The following is a 14,533-nucleotide window of genomic DNA, read 5'->3' as shown; positions in this document are numbered from 1 at the left end:
GTCGACCGTCAGGTCATCGGCGAAGTGCCGGTCGCCAGTGGCATCGGGCACATACTTCACACAGACAACGATCCTCAAGCTCACGCCGGCTCTCCTACTGCATCGTCATTTCTGAGCTGCCTTGTGCAGGCAGCATAGGCGCCTGAAGGCGGGGTTTCCGGTCGGGGCGACCGGCGCTCCGAACGAAATATTACTCGCCAGTACACCCAGTATGTTCCCAGTGAGCAAGCGCTTGGAACTGTGACGTTGACAACGCAGCGTAGTCGGGATCTCTCAGTCCCTCAGCCCGTTGAATCGGCCCTGGTGGTAGATGAGCGGGCGTCCGCCGCCCGCCGGGTCCCCGGCGACGGCCTCGGCCACGACGATGCGATGGTCCCCTGCCGGCACCCGGGCGACGACACGGCAGACCAGCCAGGCCAGCACTCCGTCCAGCACCGGAACTCCTTCCGGACCGCTACTCCATCGGGTGGGTGGGGCGAAGCGGTCGGCGCCGCTGCGCGCGAAGGTGGCGGCCAGCTCGCGCTGGTGCTCACCGAGTATGTGGACGCCGATGTGTCCGGCCTCGGCGACGACCGGCCAGCTGGACGAGGCGGTGCCGATGCCGAACGAGACCAACGGGGGTTCGGCGGCGACGGAGTTGAGCGAGGTGGCGGTGAAACCCACGGGGCGGTCACCGTGCGCGGTGATGACCGCGACTCCTGCCGCATGCTGCCGGAAGACGGAGCGCAGCAGGTCGGGAGAGGCGAGCTGGGGTGTGCCGAGGTCGGGCGAAGCCGTCATGGAGTTGTCCTTCTGCATGGGGCGCGAACGGGTCCGTGGCTGCTCAGACACCCGGACAGAGCGCGGTCGCGTTGCGGTCCGGATCCACATGGGGCCGGCCGAGGAGAAGGAATCGTCGTGGCACGCCGTCAGACTGACGATTGGTGGTACGAGCAGTCAAGTCGGTACGGGGATATGGGAGCTGTGTCACGGCACCGGCTCACCGCACCTCAGACCGCCGCGCCCAGGGCCGCGATCACATCGGCCTTGCGGGGCTGCCCGGACGCTTTGCGGACGATCCGCCCGCGCGCATCGAGCACCAGCACGGTGGGGGTGCGCAGAATGTCCAGTTCACGCACCAGCGACAGCTTCTCCTCCGCGTCGATCTCGACATGGGCGACCCCGTCGACCATGTCGGCGACCTCGGCGAGGGTCCTCCGGGTCGCCCGGCACGGCTGGCAGAAGGCGCTCGAGAACTGCACGAGGGTGGCCCTCTCCCCCAGCTCCGCACCCAGCTCCGCCGATCCGAGCCTGCGCTCCTCGTCCCGCCCGCGCACCGTCAGCCTCCCATTGGTCCGCCGGTGCAGCAGACCGGAGTCCCCCGCCGCCGCGAGGACCGCCGCGCACACCACAAGTCCGGCCATCTTCCCTTCAAGCATTCACAGGACCGCAAAGATTCCCGGCGCCTCTGTCCGCGCGTCCTGCGGGACGCCGGGCGGCATGGGGGCGGCGCGCGGCTGACGTCGTGAACACGCGGCGAGCGGGGAAGCGTGACACGACGTGACGAGAATCTCGCCGTGCGACGGCTCCAGGACTGGCTGTTACGCCACACATGGGGCACGATCTGCCCAATGCCGAAAACCTACGGCTGCGTAACTTCCACCGGGCGAACCCTCCCGGGACACTGAAGGAAGGGTCTCCCCCCAGATGGCAGAGCTCGTCTACCGGCCGGTCATCGGCGCCGCTCTCACGATGTTCAAGGCGCTGGACCTGAAGATCGACACCCAGGGCTCGGAGAACATCCCACGGTCCGGTGGTGCGGTGCTGGTGAGCAACCACATCAGCTACCTCGACTTCATCTTCTCCGGCCTGGCGGCGCTGCCGCAGAAGCGCCTGGTGCGCTTCATGGCGAAGGATTCGGTGTTCCGGCACCGGATCTCGGGCCCGCTGATGCGCGGTATGAAGCACATTCCGGTGGACCGCAACCAGGGCGAGGCCGCATACGCGCACGCGCTGGACTCGCTGCGCGCGGGTGAGATCATCGGGGTCTTCCCGGAGGCCACGATCTCCCAGTCGTTCACGCTGAAGAGCTTCAAGTCGGGCGCGGCGCGCCTGGCTCAGGAGGCCGGCGTGCCGCTCATCCCGATGGCACTGTGGGGCACGCAGCGACTGTGGACCAAGGGGCGTGCGCGGAACCTCAGGCGCAACCACATCCCGGTGACGATAAGGGTCGGCGAGCCGATGGAGGCGCCCACCGACCAGTACGCGGGAGCGATCACGCGGCGGCTGCGCGAGCGGGTGCAGGAGCTGCTGGAGGCGGCACAGCGTGCCTATCCCGTACGCCCCAAGGACGCGAGCGACACCTGGTGGGTGCCCGCGCACCTCGGGGGCACGGCTCCGACCGCGGCCCAGGTCCGCGAGGCCGGCTGAAGCGTCACTCCGGGGTGCGGACGGTGATCCGCGCCCCGGGGCTCAGCTTCTCCAGTGACTCGGCGAGCTCGGCGCCCGCGGCCTCGAGTGCGCCGCGCGTCATCGGCGCGAGGCTCTCCAGCAGGAAGAGCGCGTTGACGGACTTCTCGGTGAGCCGGGTGCGGACGCCCTGCCGCCAGTTCCAGCGGCGGCAGGTGACACCTTCCTCGTCGCGCCAGACGATCTCGCCCGGCTCCGGGTGCTCCACAGCCGGCTCGCCGCCGGCGACCGTGGCGAACGGCTCCTCACCCGTGGCCCGTACCAGGCGCATGTGCCCCTTGATGTGATCGGTGTCCTCACCGCCGACCGGGATCAGGTGCGCCACGCTGATCGCGTTGTACGCGTCCACGAGCAGGTTGATCCGGGGCAGCCCGGCCTCGGTCAGCGCGCGCTTGGCGAGCGCCTCGGCGGAGTTGCGGGTACGGGACGGCTTGGCGCCGAACGCGCTGTACGTCTCGCGCCAGGCGGCCATGTGCGGGTCCTCGTGCGGTGCGCGGCCGTCGAGCCGCTCCGCGAGCCGGCGCGCCGCCTCGTCGAGCAGCACCGAACTCGCGTCATTGCTGGGCCCGTTGACCAGGCCATGGGCCTCGACGGCGAGATGGGTGAAGCCGGGGACGAGGGTGCGTACCTCGTCGGACACGGTGAGCGCGAGGGACATCGGCATCCTTGATTCAGAGCGCGACGGGAAGGTTCTCCCAGAGGGAGGGCCGGTCCTGTGCCGATTGCAGGGCATGCAGAACCGCCGGATGAGGTACAGCGTACAGCACCGGATAGTCCATCTCATTGGACTTTGAATCGGGGGCGAAGGCCAGCCGCTCCCCACCCAGCGAGAACTGGGCGTCCACGCCGGCCTTGTTGCCCCTCGGATCCTGGCGGCGCCACACCTGCTCACCCGGCATCCGGACCGCGACCAGACCGTGCACCACTTCGAACTTCTGATAGCAGAGCGCGGTCGGGATCGACTCCGCGCGCAGCAGCGCGGCGAGCGCATGGGCCTTGGCGTAACAGATCCCGGTGCGCTGATCCAGAACGTCGGAGGCGCGCCAGGTGACGCGCAGATCGCCGGAGTCGTACGAGTGCGGAATGGCGTCACGGACGAACTCGAACGCGGCCTTGGCGTATGCATATACGCCGGGCGCATCGGCGCGCAGGCGTGCGGCCGTCTCCCGGACCAGTGGATGATCGTGGTCGATGACCTCGTCGGCCGCAAGATACGCGGACAGTTCGGGGACCTGCTGAATCAGCTCCATGACACCCGAGCATAGGAACGCGGTCGACCGAGAGTCAATGAACTTTCGGTCAACCGCATACCCATGCACGCCTGAGGGTTACCGCGCCATCTCTTCCTTCAGCGCCAGCACAAAGGCGTCCACGTCGTCCTCGGTGGTGTCGAAGGAGCACATCCAGCGGACATCACCGGCCGCCTCGTCCCAGAAGTAGAAGCGGAAACGCTCCTGCAGTCGCCTGCTCACGTCGTGCGGGAGGCGGGCGAACACCGCGTTCGCCTGGACCGGGTAGAGGATCTCCACCCCGTCGACCGCCCGGACACCTTCGGCGAGACGCTGGGCCATGGCATTGGAGTGCCGCGCGTTGCGCAGCCACAGGTCCTTGGCGAGCAGTGCCTCCAGCTGCACCGAGACGAAGCGCATCTTGGAGGCGAGCTGCATGGACAGCTTCCGCAGATGCTTCATGTGGCTGACCGCGTCCGGGTTGAGCACGACGACGGCCTCGCCGAAGAGCATCCCGTTCTTGGTGCCGCCGTACGAGAGGACGTCCACGCCGAGGGCATTGGTGAACGCGCGCATCGGCACGTCCAGCGATGCCGCGGCGTTGGCTATCCGGGCCCCGTCGAGGTGGACCTTCATGCCGTGCCCGTGCGCGTGGTCGACGATCGCGCGGATCTCGTCCACCGTGTAGACGGTCCCGAGCTCGGTGTTCTGGGTGATCGAGACGACCTGCGGCATGGCGCGGTGCTCGTCGTCCCAGCCGAACGCCTGCCGGTCGATCAGCTCGGGCGTGAGCTTGCCGTCCGGCGTCGGCACGGTCAGCAGCTTGAGGCCGCCCATCCGCTCCGGCGCGCCGCCCTCGTCCACGTTGATGTGCGCGGTCTCGGCGCAGATCACCGCGCCCCAGCGGTCGGTGAGGGCCTGGAGCGCGACGACGTTGGCTCCCGTGCCGTTGAAGACCGGGAAGGTCTCGGCGGAGGAGCCGAAGTGGCTGTGCATGACCCGCTGGAGATGGTCCGTGTACGCGTCCTCGCCGTAGGAGACCTGGTGGCCGCCGTTGGCCAGGGCGAGGGCGGCCATCACCTCCGGGTGCGCGCCCGCGTAGTTGTCGCTGGCGAAGCCCCGGACACCGGGATCGTGGTGCCGACGGGCATCCGTGGTCATGGTCTTCGACGGGATCACGGCTTGGGGGTCAGCCACAGACGCTGTCCATTCACTTCCGCGGCGGGCCGGTCCCAGACTCCGGCAATGGCCTCGGCCAGTTCCTTGACGTCCGTGAAGCCCGCGAACTTCGCATTGGGGCGCTCGGCGCGCATCGCGTCGTGCACCAGAGCCTTGATGATCAGGATGGCAGCCGCTGCTCGCGGGCCCTCCTCGCCGCCAGCCTTGCGGAAGGCATCGGCGAGCGCCAGGGTCCAGGCCTCGGCGGCCGCCTTCGAGGCGGCGTACGCGGCGTTGCCCTCGGTGGGCTTGGCCGCACCCGACTGACTGACGAGGACGAAACGGCCCTTGTCGCTGCGCTGCAACGCCTCCTGGAAGGCGAGGGAGGTGTGCTGGACCGTGCGGATCAGCAGCTTCTCCAGCAGATTCCAGTCCGCGAGGTCCGTCTCGGCGAAGGTCGCGCTACCGCGCCAGCCGCCGACGAGATGGACCAGACCGTCGATCCGGCCGAACTCCTTCTCGGTCTGGGTGGCCCAGTCGCGCGTGGCGTTGAGGTCGAGCAGATCGACCGTGTCGCCGGTGACGGTCGCGCCACCGTGCGCGTAACGGGCGTCGTCGACCGCCGCGGCGAGCCGCTCGGTGTCCGCGTCCGAGGCCACGACTATCGCCCCGGCCTCGGCCAGCCGCAGCAGGGTGGCACGGCCCGCGGGACCGGCCGCACCCGCCACCGCGATCACGGCCCCGTCCAGCACTCCGTTGCCGTTCGAGTTCATTTTGGTGGTCTCCTCCGTGCGAGAGCTCACGCGGCGGCTCCCGCGGTGATCCCCTTGGTGGAGGCGATCACATCTTTGAGCTTCTTCGAGAGCGCCTCATAGAACATGCTGAGCGGAAACTCGTCCGGAAGCACGTCGTCCACCAGCTTGCGCGGGGGCTGGGCGAGGTCGAGGGCGTCCGGGCCCTTCGCCCAGCGGGAGCCGGGGTGCGGGGCGAGGTAGGTGGAGACCAGGTCGTACGCCTTGAACCAGTGGACGAGCTTCGGGCGGTCGATGCCCTCCCGGTACAGCGTCTCGATCTCGGCGCAGAGCTCGTTGGTGACCCGCGGGGCCCGCTCCCAGTCGATCTTCAGCTTGTTGTCCGTCCAGCGCAGGACGTCGTGCTTGTGGAGGTACGCGAAGAGCAGCTGGCCGCCGAGGCCGTCGTAGTTGCGCACGCGGTCGCCGCTGACCGGGAAGCGGAACATCCGGTCGAACAGCACCGCGTACTGGACGTCGCGGCCGTGCTGGTTGCCCTCGGTCTCCAGCTTCACGGCCTCCTTGAAGGCAGTGAGGTCGCAGCGCAGCTCCTCCAGGCCGTACATCCAGAACGGCTGGCGCTGCTTGATCATGAACGGGTCGAACGGCAGGTCGCCGTGGCTGTGGGTGCGGTCGTGGATCATGTCCCAGAGGACGAAGGCCTGCTCGCAGCGCTTCTGGTCGTGGACCATCGCGGCGATGTCCTCGGGCAGTTCGACGCCGAGGATGTCCATGGCCGCGTCCGTGACGCGGCGGAAGCGGGCGGCCTCGCGGTCGCAGAAGATGCCGCCCCAGCTGAACCGCTCGGGCGCCTCGCGCACGGCTATGGTCTCGGGGAACAGCACGGCCGAGTTGGTGTCGTACCCGGCGGTGAAGTCCTCGAAGGTGATGCCGCAGAAGAGCGGGTTGTCGTAGCGGGTGGCCTCCAGCTCGGCGAGCCACTCCGGCCAGACCATGCGCAGCACGACCGCCTCGAGGTTGCGGTCGGGGTTGCCGTTCTGCGTGTACATCGGGAAGACGACCAGGTGCTGGAGACCGTCCCTGCGGTCCGCCGCGGGCTGGAAGGCGAGCAGCGAGTCCAGGAAGTCCGGCACCTCGAAGCCGCCGTCGGCCCACTTCTGCAGGTCGGCGACGACCGCGCGGTGGTACGCCTCGTCGTGCGGGAGCAGCGGGGAGAGCTCCTCGATGGCCGCGGTCAGGCGCTTGACCTCGAATTCGGCGGTGGCACGCGCCGGGGCGCCGTCGGCGTCGAAGTCGATCGAGCCGTCCTTGGACTGCCAGGGCCTGATTGCCTCGACGGCATCCTTGAGTGTCCGCCAAGCCGGGTGCTCGACCACCCGCGCGGCAGTAGCCGTAGCGCTGCCGGCAGCGTCCTGCACAAGAATTTCCGTCATGTCACTTCCTCCACGGGAGAACCTCGCGTCAGGACACCGTATCCATGCGTCGTTCTTCCATACAAGTGTGACCTTGGGAAATTATCCTGCCCGACCCCCGTGGTCACCGTAGATTTTACTGTCGGGCACAGACGTCGAGGCGATGGCTTCGGCCAGCCCGTGCAGAGCGCGCCGGGAGGCCCCGAGCACCGCGGTCAGCGCCAGAAAGCCGTGGAACATCTCCGGGAAGTGTCCTTCGGTGACCGCCACCCCCGCATCCCGGAGCCGTGCCGCGTACGCCCGCCCCTCGTCGCAGAGCGGATCGCAGCCGGCCGTGACGATGTGCGCGGGCGGCAGGCCCTCCAGGCGGGCGCGCAGCGGCGAGGCCAGTGGATCGGCGAGGTCGCCGTGCGGCCCCAGGTACTGCGCCCAGAACCACGCCATGTGCGCGGCGGTGAGGTAGTAGCCGTGTGCGTTCGTCCGGTACGACTCGGTGTCCATCGCCGCGTCGGTGGCCGGGTACACCAGCGCCTGGAGGGCGATGGCCGGCCCGCCGCGGTCCCGGGCGAGCAGGGCGCCCGCGGCGGCGAGGGTGCCGCCCGAGCTGTCGCCCGCGACAACGAGCGCCGCCGGGTCGCCGCCGAGCTCCCCGATGTGGTCCGCCGCCCAGACGAGGGCCGCGTACGCGTCCTCCAGCGGCACGGGGAAGCGTGCCTCGGGGGCGAGGCGCTGGTCGACGGAGACGACGACCGCCGAGGCGGCACGGCAGAGGGTGCGGCAGGTCCGTTCGTAGGTGTCCAGGCCGCACAGGGTGAAGCCGCCGCCGTGGAGAAAGACCACGGTCGGCCGGGGCCGCCCGCCGCTTCCCGGCTCGTAGATCCGTACCGCCAGGTCCACGTCCCCCGCCGGCCCCGGGATCGTACGGTCACGGACCCGGTCCACCGGCGGGAGCGGGCCCGGCCGGGCCGGGGCGGCGGCGAGGATCCGCCGGGCCTGGGCCGCGTCGGTGACCGCTCCCCCGACATCGGGGAAGACCGCGCTCATCGCGTCCACGTAGGGGCGGGCCTCGGGCGCGAGGCTGCCGGTCTCCCGGGCGGTCACCGGCTCCCCCTCCCCGCGAAGTGCGGGATGACCTTCTCGCCCCACTGCCGCAGCGTCTCCAGACAGGCCTCCTGCGGCACGGTCCCCATCTGGATCAGGCACATGATCTCGTCGGCGCCCGCGTCACGCAGCCGCTCCACATAGGCGATGGCGTCGTCGGCGGTGCCGTAGGCGTGATCGGCGTTGAAGGTGGCGGTGGCCGTCGGGCGCACGGGAATCCGGTGCTCGTGCAGCCGGGCGACGACCTGCTCCGCCGCGCTGCGCATCTGGGCCGCCTCGTCCGCTCCGTCGACGACCGCCTCGTCCGGTATGCCCGCGCCGCCGTACCAGTGGCCGATGGACTGGGCGAAGAACCGCTGGCCGCGGATGCCGATGCGCCGCGCCTCCGCCCGGTCGTCCAGGACGATCGTCGGACACAGCACCGAGAAGTGGTCGTTGACGACGGTGGAGACGAAGCGGGAGCCGTCGCGGGCGGCGACGGCCCTGTCGTACGCGGCACGCATCTCCGCAATGGCACCGGGCCCGGCGAAACCCATCACCAGGGCCCCGATACCGAGGTCGGCGGCCTGGGTCAGGGTCTCCGTGCGGCTGCAGGCGAGGAAGAGCGGCGGATGCGGGGCCTGGCGCGGACGGGGCAGGATCGGATGCGGATCGATCCTGAGCAGCTCGCCGTGGTACTCGAGTTCGTCCTGCTGCCATGCCTTGCCGATGATCCGCAGCGCCTCCTCCACCTCCTGCGCCGTACGGCCCTTGTCGACGCCGCACAACGAGGTCTCCTGATCGGTGCCGCCGCGTCCGGCACCCAGGTCGAGGCGCCCGCCGGAAAGCAGATCGAGCATCGCGGCGCGCTCGGCCACCCGGACGGGGTGGTTGAAGTTGAAGGGCATGCAGACGACGCCATGACCGATGCGGATGGTCGCGGTCCGCGCCGCCACCCAGGTGAGGAAGACCTCCGGGGCGCTCATGTGCGCGTACCACTTGAGTGAGTGGTGTTCGACGGCCCAGATGCGGTCGAAGCCCATCTCCTCCGCGAGGACCGCCTGTTCGACACAGTCACGGATGACCTGGTGCTCGCGCTCGACGGTCGGATCGGCGAGCTGAGCCTCGAAGATGACGGAGAACTGCACGGCGGTGCCTCCAAGGGGTTGCGTCCTGCGCCCTGCCGTTACTTCAATTCGCCATATGACTAATCGTCAGATACCTAAGAAGCAAGAGATACGACAGCACGGATCCGCAGCAGAACTCCCGGCAACGGCCTGGGCGGTGCTCGGGCTGCTCTCCTTCCCCGGTGAGCGCACCGGCTACGAGCTGAAGAAGTGGGCGGACTCCTCACTGCGCTTCTTCTACTGGTCACCCGCGATCAGCCAGATCTACGCGGAGCTGCGCCGGCTCGAGGGCCTCGGATACGTCACCTCGCGGCGCTCGGGCCCTGAGGAGCCCCGCGCCAAGAGGCGGTACGCGATCAGCGAAGCGGGCCGCACCGCGCTCGCGGCATGGGCCGGGGGCGACGGCGACGCCGGGCCGCCCGTCCTCAAGCACCCCCTGGTGCTGCGGGTCTGGCTGGGCCATCTGGCCGCGCCGGAGCGGCTGCGAGAGCTCGTCGAGGAGCACGTCCGGCGAACGCAGGCCGAGCTGAGCGAGGTACGGGATGCGCTCGGCCGCGCCGAGGGCGTTGCGGAGTGGGCCCATCCGCAGGTGGCCCTGCGCTGGAGCGAGCGGCAGCAGCTCGCCGAACTCGACCTCGCACAGGCGCTGCTGAGCGATCTGGACCGGCTGCGTCAAGACCGGGGTGACACGCCCACGCACGAGTGACCCGAGACGGCACGCCGTCGCCGGAACCTCCCGTTCCCACACGCTCGGCAGCTTGTGCACGACCGGTTACGCCGTCGACGAGGGCCATTAGGCTGCCGCAGTGCCGCGTGGGCATCAGCTCCGGGCGAGCGAACCGAAGGGGCGCGCGGCTGCCGAAAGGAAGAGCGCGCGGAGGTCCCGGGGAACGAGGGACCGAGCACGGTCGACCGTCGGCAGACGCTGAAGCGCCCCGGAGGCGAGCCGAGCCTCAAAAAGCGACGGAAGCGAGAAGATCTTGAGTTTCCTCACCATCGGTCATCGCGGGGTCATGGGTGTCGAACCGGAGAACACCCTCCGTTCCTTCGTCCAAGCCGAACGGGCGGGCATGGACGCCATCGAGCTGGACCTCCATCTGAGCAAGGACGGCTCGCTGGTCGTCATGCACGACGCCGAGGTGGACCGGACGACCGACGGCACCGGAGCGATCGCCGAGAAGACCCTCGCCGAGCTGCGGGAGCTCGATGCCGGTCAGGGCGAGCGCATCCCGGTCTTCGAGGAGGTCCTGGACGCCGTGAGCGCCCCGCTCCAGGCGGAGATCAAGGATGTCGCGGCGGCGCGGGCGCTCGCCGATGTGATGCTCAAGCGGGATCTGGTGGGCCGGGTCGAGGTGTCGTCGTTCCAGGACGAGGCGATCGCGGCGATCGCCTCGCTGGTGCCGGGGGTACGGACGGCGCTGGTCGCCAGCCGCTGGGACAGCGACGTCGTGGAGCGCGCACGGGCGGTGGGCGCCGCCACGCTCGCGCTGAACATCCGCAGACTGACCCTGGAGACCGTGGAGCACGCACACGGCGAGGGCCTCAAGGTCGTCGCCTGGGTCGTCAACACCCAGGATCATCTGCGGCTGGTGCGCGCCCTCGAACTCGACGGCGCGACCACGGACTTCCCCGAGATCCGGCGTACCGGCCGCTTCACGGCCTGACCCCGGGCCCAGGCCCTGTCCGGCCGGACGTGCCGGGCCTGCGAAGACCGCCCGGACAGGCCGCCCGGACAGGTCCTACTGCGGAAGCGGCTTCACCAGCAGCTCGAACTGCAGGTCGTCGCGCTGCGGAATACCGAAGCGCTCGTCGCCGTACGGGAACGGGGTCATCTTTCCCGTACGGCGGTAGCCGCGCCGCTCGTACCAGGCGATGAGCTCGTCGCGCACCGAGATGACGGTCATGTGCATCTCACCTACGCCCCATGCCTCGTGCGCGATGCGCTCGGCCTCGCCGATGATCTGCCGGCCGAGGCCGCCGCCCTGGAGTCCGGGGCGGACGGCGAACATGCCGAAGTACGCCGCATCGCCGCGGTGTTCGAGCTGGCAGCACGCGACGATCTCGCCGTCGCGCAGCACCACGAGGAGCCGGCTGCCGGACCCGGTGATGACCTGGCGGACGCCCTCCGGGTCGGTCCGCTGCCCGTCCAGGATGTCCGCCTCCGTGGTCCAGCCGGTCCGGCTGGAGTCCCCGCGGTAGGCCGACTCGATCAGCTCGACGAGCGCAGGCACATCGGCCTCGGTCGCGTCGCGGAAGGACAGGGCCTGGCCCTGAGGCGGGGCGGTCTCCATGGTGCGGGTCTCCGTTCTCCTCTGTACACGCCACAACGCGCGGTCCGCACGAGCCTAACCCGGGCGCCTCGGCGGTCTACCGTGATGACCATGATGCACGTGCTGAGCAGCCGCATCCTTCTGCGGCCGACCGACCCCGAGCGGTCCCGGCGGTTCTACGAGGACGTCCTCGGCCTCCAGATCTACCGCGAGTTCGGCACCGGGCCGGACCGCGGGACGGTCTACTTCCTGGGCGGCGGATTCCTGGAGCTCTCCGGACGTTCGGACACTCCACCCGCTCCCGGTCTCGCCCTGTGGCTCCAGGTGTCCGACGCGAAGGCGGCGTACGGGCACCTGGTGGCCCGGGGCGCGACGGTGGAGCGGCCACCGCAGCGGGAGCCCTGGGGGCTCGTCGAGATGTGGCTGACCGATCCGGACGGGGTCCGTATCGCGGTGGTCGAGGTGCCCGAGGACCATCCGCTGCGCCGCCGGCCCTGAGGCGAAGGGGCGCGACGTTCACCGAAGCGCCCACGCAGCGAAGCGGGCACCGCGGACCGCCCCGAGCGCCCTGTGTACACCTGTGCGCTCGTATGCGCCGCGACGGATGCGGGCATCACTCTCCCGACACCGATGAGCAGGGAGGTGCTCGGTGCACGGACCGGCGATGCCGGGCTGGCTGCTCGTGGCACTGTGCGCGGCGTCCGGCGCGTACTGCCTCCTGCGGATGCGCAGCTGTGCCGGTGAGCAGCGCAGGACGGCGGGCGGCGAGGCGGTGATGGGGTTCGGGATGGCCGCGATGGCCGTACCCGCCGCCGTTGTCCCGCCGCCGCCGTGGGCCTGGCTCGTGTACGCCGCGGTGTTCGGCGTGGCGGGGCTGCGTGCCCTGCGGAGTGTCCGGCCCTCGCCGGGCGGCGCGCATCATCTGCATCATCTGGTCGGTTCGCTGGCCATGGTGTACATGGCCGTGGCGATGTCTCCGGGCGCGGCCGGGGCGCACGGCGGACACGCGGGTCCGGGCGGAGTGCCGCTCCTGACGGGCGCGTTGCTCGTCTACTTCACGGTGTTCGTGCTGCGTGCGGGTACCCGGCTGGTGCCCGTGGCTATGCCCGCGGGCGGCGGGGCGGTGGCCTGGGGCGCACGGCCCGAGCTGGCACTGGCCTGCCGGGTGTCGATGGGCGTCGCCATGGTCGCCATGCTGCTCACCGTCTGAGACCCGGCGTGGTGAAGCGGTGGCGTACGTCACTTGCCTCGCGTGGCCATACCCGGGAGTAGCCCCGCGCTCATAGGCTGGCCGGCATGATGGTCTCCCTCGCGCTGCTCTCGCTCGGCGCACTGGCCGCCGTCGTGGCCCCGCGGCTGATGTCGCGGACCGACTGGCCGGAGCGCGAGCCTGTGGTGGCGTTGTGGGTGTGGCAGTGCGTGGTGGCGGCGGTGCTGCTGAGCTTCGCGCTTTCCATGATCTTCAGCGCGGCGGTGGCCTGGCAGGCGGTTCGGGGCCACGTGTTCGCGCCCGCACCGCACGCGGTGGTGGAGGCGTACGCGCTGGGCGCGGGCGGGCCGTGGTCGGCGGCGCTGGCCGTGGTGCTGGCGTGCGGCGGGCTGTGGACCGGCGCGATGCTCACCCAGGAGATCCACCGGGCGCACGTACGGCGCAGGCGGCGCCGGGCCGAACTCCTCGTGCGCTCCCCCCTGTTGCCGGGTGAGGACCCTGGCAGCGATCCGCTGGTCGTCCTGGAGGGTGAGCGCCCCGGCGCGTGGTGGCTGCCTGGCGCGGCGCCTCAGCTCGTCATCACCACCGCCGCACTGCGCCGCCTGAAGGGCCGTCAGCTCGATGCGGTGCTCGCCCATGAGCAGGGGCACGCACGGGCACGCCACGACTGGCTGCTGCACTGCTCGGCGGCGCTCGCCACCGGCTTTCCGCAGGTGCCGGTCTTCGCGGCGTTCCGCAACGAGATGCACCGGCTGGTGGAGCTGGCCGCGGACGACGTGGCCTCGCGCCGCTTCGGACGGCTGACCATCGCGCTCGCCCTGGTCGAACTCAACGAGCACCGGGGGGTCTTCGGGCCGTGCCCGGCTCCGGACGCGCAGCTGCCGCAGCGGGTGAACCGGCTGCTGACGCCGGTGCCCCGGCTCCCCGCCGGCCGCAGGCTGCGGCTGACCGCGGCGGCGGCGCTGGTCCCCGTCGTACCTCTGCTGGTGGCATTCGTGCCCGGTCTGCGCGCCCTGGGATAGCCCGCCGCGGCGAACGTCGGCAAGATCTCCCCATGGGTTCCCCCACTCCGGCTTCGCGGCCGCGCACTCCCGTACCCGCCCCCGCCCGCACCGCCGCGGTGACCGCCGTCCTCTCGGTGCTGCTGCTGGTGACGGTCGCCGTCGGCTGGGGACCACTGCTGTCGTTCGACCGTACGGTCGCCGCGGAACTGCACCGTTCCGCGCTGGCGGAGCCGGGGTTCACACGCGTCAACCGGGTGTTCAGCGACTGGGTGTGGGACCCGTGGACGATGCGTGCGCTGGGTGCCGCGGCAGTCGTGGTGCTGCTGTGGCGGGGCAGGTGGCTGCTCGCGCTGTGGGTGGCGGCGGCGGGCGCCCTGGGCTCGGCCCTGCAGCAGGGGCTGAAGTCCCTGGTGGGCCGGGAGCGACCGTACTGGCCCGACCCGGTGGACTCCGCTCAGTACGCCGCGTTCCCGTCCGGGCATGCGATGACGGCGGCGGTCACCTGCGGCCTGCTGCTGTGGCTGCTGGGGCGGGCCGGCGCGGGGGCGTGGGTCTGGCGGGCCGTAGCGGCGCTCGCCGCCGTGTCGGTGCTGGGTGTCGGCTTCACCCGGATCTATCTCGGTGTCCACTGGCTCACGGATGTCGTCGGCGGCTGGCTGCTCGGGATCTGTCTGGTGGCGCTCACCGTCGTGTCGTACGAGCGGGTGGCCTTGAACCGGGAGCGCTGAGCCGGAGAGGTTCGCCGCATGGCAGCGAGCGCTACGTCCGTTCCGGAGATCAAGGAGCACCTCGACATCCGGTGTCAGCGCCCGGCAGCAGGTCCAGCAAGCGCTGTGCCTGCTC

17 protein-coding genes and 1 pseudogene are annotated in these 14,533 nt (G+C 70.5%); 7 read left to right on the top strand and 11 right to left on the bottom strand.

Annotated features, from left to right (window positions below; translation table 11 throughout):
* From ACZ6ZQ_RS24805 to ACZ6ZQ_RS24795, 3 genes and pseudogenes are all read right to left on the bottom strand, one after another.
* Positions 1-84: pseudogene (locus ACZ6ZQ_RS24805) on the bottom strand (electron transfer flavoprotein subunit beta); the annotation flags it as partial.
* 189 nt (positions 85-273) lie between these two features.
* Complete coding sequence (locus tag ACZ6ZQ_RS24800; RefSeq protein ID WP_469770692.1) at positions 274-780, bottom strand: flavin reductase family protein; 507 nt, start codon at positions 778-780, stop codon at positions 274-276.
* A 209-nt stretch (positions 781-989) separates the two neighbouring features.
* A complete protein-coding gene (locus tag ACZ6ZQ_RS24795; RefSeq protein ID WP_469770701.1) occupies positions 990-1,403 on the bottom strand; it encodes a TlpA family protein disulfide reductase in 414 nt (137 codons plus the stop codon).
* A 283-nt stretch (positions 1,404-1,686) separates the two neighbouring features.
* Between ACZ6ZQ_RS24795 and ACZ6ZQ_RS24790 the strand changes: the two genes are divergently transcribed.
* Complete coding sequence (locus ACZ6ZQ_RS24790; protein ID WP_469770691.1) at positions 1,687-2,409, top strand: lysophospholipid acyltransferase family protein; 723 nt, start codon at positions 1,687-1,689, stop codon at positions 2,407-2,409.
* 4 nt (positions 2,410-2,413) lie between these two features.
* On the opposite strand, the gene ACZ6ZQ_RS24785 is transcribed toward ACZ6ZQ_RS24790, so the two are convergent.
* From ACZ6ZQ_RS24785 to ACZ6ZQ_RS24755, 7 genes are all read right to left on the bottom strand, one after another.
* Positions 2,414-3,106 (bottom strand): B3/B4 domain-containing protein, encoded by a 693-nt coding sequence (locus ACZ6ZQ_RS24785; protein ID WP_469770690.1) that lies wholly within the window; start codon positions 3,104-3,106, stop codon positions 2,414-2,416.
* A gap of 13 nt (positions 3,107-3,119) precedes the next feature.
* On the bottom strand, positions 3,120-3,698 hold the full coding sequence (locus ACZ6ZQ_RS24780; RefSeq protein ID WP_469770689.1) for a transglutaminase domain-containing protein: 579 nt from the start codon (positions 3,696-3,698) through the stop codon (positions 3,120-3,122).
* 78 nt (positions 3,699-3,776) lie between these two features.
* Positions 3,777-4,838: a threonine aldolase family protein gene (locus ACZ6ZQ_RS24775; protein ID WP_469770700.1), complete on the bottom strand. Its 1,062-nt coding sequence runs from the start codon at positions 4,836-4,838 to the stop codon at positions 3,777-3,779.
* A gap of 14 nt (positions 4,839-4,852) precedes the next feature.
* Complete coding sequence (locus tag ACZ6ZQ_RS24770) at positions 4,853-5,608, bottom strand: SDR family NAD(P)-dependent oxidoreductase (RefSeq protein WP_469770699.1); 756 nt, start codon at positions 5,606-5,608, stop codon at positions 4,853-4,855.
* A gap of 26 nt (positions 5,609-5,634) precedes the next feature.
* The gene (locus tag ACZ6ZQ_RS24765; RefSeq protein ID WP_469770688.1) at positions 5,635-7,020 is read right to left on the bottom strand and encodes a DUF6421 family protein; all 1,386 of its coding nucleotides are present in this window, start codon (positions 7,018-7,020) and stop codon (positions 5,635-5,637) included.
* Positions 7,021-7,101: 81 nt separating this feature from the next.
* The gene (locus ACZ6ZQ_RS24760; protein ID WP_469770687.1) at positions 7,102-8,100 is read right to left on the bottom strand and encodes an alpha/beta hydrolase; all 999 of its coding nucleotides are present in this window, start codon (positions 8,098-8,100) and stop codon (positions 7,102-7,104) included.
* Positions 8,097-9,227 carry an LLM class flavin-dependent oxidoreductase gene (locus tag ACZ6ZQ_RS24755; RefSeq protein ID WP_469770686.1) on the bottom strand — a complete coding sequence of 377 codons (1,131 nt, stop codon included), beginning with the start codon at positions 9,225-9,227 and terminating at the stop codon, positions 8,097-8,099. The genes ACZ6ZQ_RS24760 and ACZ6ZQ_RS24755 overlap by 4 nt, the downstream gene beginning before the upstream one ends.
* Positions 9,228-9,282: 55 nt before the next feature.
* Between ACZ6ZQ_RS24755 and ACZ6ZQ_RS24750 the strand changes: the two genes are divergently transcribed.
* Positions 9,283-9,912 (top strand): PadR family transcriptional regulator, encoded by a 630-nt coding sequence (locus tag ACZ6ZQ_RS24750; RefSeq protein ID WP_469770685.1) that lies wholly within the window; start codon positions 9,283-9,285, stop codon positions 9,910-9,912.
* Between the two features lie 274 nt (positions 9,913-10,186).
* On the top strand, positions 10,187-10,870 hold the full coding sequence (locus tag ACZ6ZQ_RS24745; RefSeq protein ID WP_469770684.1) for a glycerophosphodiester phosphodiesterase: 684 nt from the start codon (positions 10,187-10,189) through the stop codon (positions 10,868-10,870).
* A 75-nt stretch (positions 10,871-10,945) separates the two neighbouring features.
* On the opposite strand, the gene ACZ6ZQ_RS24740 is transcribed toward ACZ6ZQ_RS24745, so the two are convergent.
* A complete protein-coding gene (locus ACZ6ZQ_RS24740) occupies positions 10,946-11,497 on the bottom strand; it encodes a GNAT family N-acetyltransferase (RefSeq protein WP_469770683.1) in 552 nt (183 codons plus the stop codon).
* 90 nt (positions 11,498-11,587) lie between these two features.
* Between ACZ6ZQ_RS24740 and ACZ6ZQ_RS24735 the strand changes: the two genes are divergently transcribed.
* The 4 genes from ACZ6ZQ_RS24735 (at position 11,588) to ACZ6ZQ_RS24720 (ending at position 14,418) form a co-directional block, all read left to right on the top strand.
* Positions 11,588-11,974 (top strand): VOC family protein, encoded by a 387-nt coding sequence (locus ACZ6ZQ_RS24735; RefSeq protein WP_469770682.1) that lies wholly within the window; start codon positions 11,588-11,590, stop codon positions 11,972-11,974.
* A gap of 151 nt (positions 11,975-12,125) precedes the next feature.
* Positions 12,126-12,686, top strand: a complete 561-nt coding sequence (locus ACZ6ZQ_RS24730; RefSeq protein ID WP_469770681.1) for a DUF5134 domain-containing protein — start codon at positions 12,126-12,128, stop codon at positions 12,684-12,686.
* An 86-nt stretch (positions 12,687-12,772) separates the two neighbouring features.
* Positions 12,773-13,708 (top strand): M56 family metallopeptidase, encoded by a 936-nt coding sequence (locus ACZ6ZQ_RS24725; protein WP_469770680.1) that lies wholly within the window; start codon positions 12,773-12,775, stop codon positions 13,706-13,708.
* A 32-nt stretch (positions 13,709-13,740) separates the two neighbouring features.
* The gene (locus ACZ6ZQ_RS24720; RefSeq protein WP_469770679.1) at positions 13,741-14,418 is read left to right on the top strand and encodes a phosphatase PAP2 family protein; all 678 of its coding nucleotides are present in this window, start codon (positions 13,741-13,743) and stop codon (positions 14,416-14,418) included.
* Positions 14,419-14,533 lie beyond the last annotated feature (115 nt).

It is taken from the genome of Streptomyces sp. NPDC053673, from assembly GCF_055585225.1.
This window is presented reverse-complemented; position numbering and strand designations above follow the sequence as displayed.

Excerpts from the sequence above, each read along its gene's own strand:
- ACZ6ZQ_RS24750 (WP_469770685.1), top strand. The coding sequence starts at position 9,283 with ATGACTAATCGTCAGATACCTAAGAAGCAAGAGATACGACAGCACGGA.
- ACZ6ZQ_RS24785 (WP_469770690.1), bottom strand. The coding sequence starts at position 3,106 with ATGTCCCTCGCGCTCACCGTGTCCGACGAGGTACGCACCCTCGTCCCC.
- ACZ6ZQ_RS24765 (WP_469770688.1), bottom strand. The coding sequence starts at position 7,020 with ATGACGGAAATTCTTGTGCAGGACGCTGCCGGCAGCGCTACGGCTACT.
- ACZ6ZQ_RS24725 (WP_469770680.1), top strand. The coding sequence starts at position 12,773 with ATGATGGTCTCCCTCGCGCTGCTCTCGCTCGGCGCACTGGCCGCCGTC.
- ACZ6ZQ_RS24800 (WP_469770692.1), bottom strand. The coding sequence starts at position 780 with ATGACGGCTTCGCCCGACCTCGGCACACCCCAGCTCGCCTCTCCCGAC.
- ACZ6ZQ_RS24735 (WP_469770682.1), top strand. The coding sequence starts at position 11,588 with ATGATGCACGTGCTGAGCAGCCGCATCCTTCTGCGGCCGACCGACCCC.
- ACZ6ZQ_RS24795 (WP_469770701.1), bottom strand. The coding sequence starts at position 1,403 with ATGGCCGGACTTGTGGTGTGCGCGGCGGTCCTCGCGGCGGCGGGGGAC.
- ACZ6ZQ_RS24790 (WP_469770691.1), top strand. The coding sequence starts at position 1,687 with ATGGCAGAGCTCGTCTACCGGCCGGTCATCGGCGCCGCTCTCACGATG.
- ACZ6ZQ_RS24780 (WP_469770689.1), bottom strand. The coding sequence starts at position 3,698 with ATGGAGCTGATTCAGCAGGTCCCCGAACTGTCCGCGTATCTTGCGGCC.
- ACZ6ZQ_RS24740 (WP_469770683.1), bottom strand. The coding sequence starts at position 11,497 with ATGGAGACCGCCCCGCCTCAGGGCCAGGCCCTGTCCTTCCGCGACGCG.
- ACZ6ZQ_RS24770 (WP_469770699.1), bottom strand. The coding sequence starts at position 5,608 with ATGAACTCGAACGGCAACGGAGTGCTGGACGGGGCCGTGATCGCGGTG.
- ACZ6ZQ_RS24775 (WP_469770700.1), bottom strand. The coding sequence starts at position 4,838 with ATGACCACGGATGCCCGTCGGCACCACGATCCCGGTGTCCGGGGCTTC.
- ACZ6ZQ_RS24720 (WP_469770679.1), top strand. The coding sequence starts at position 13,741 with ATGGGTTCCCCCACTCCGGCTTCGCGGCCGCGCACTCCCGTACCCGCC.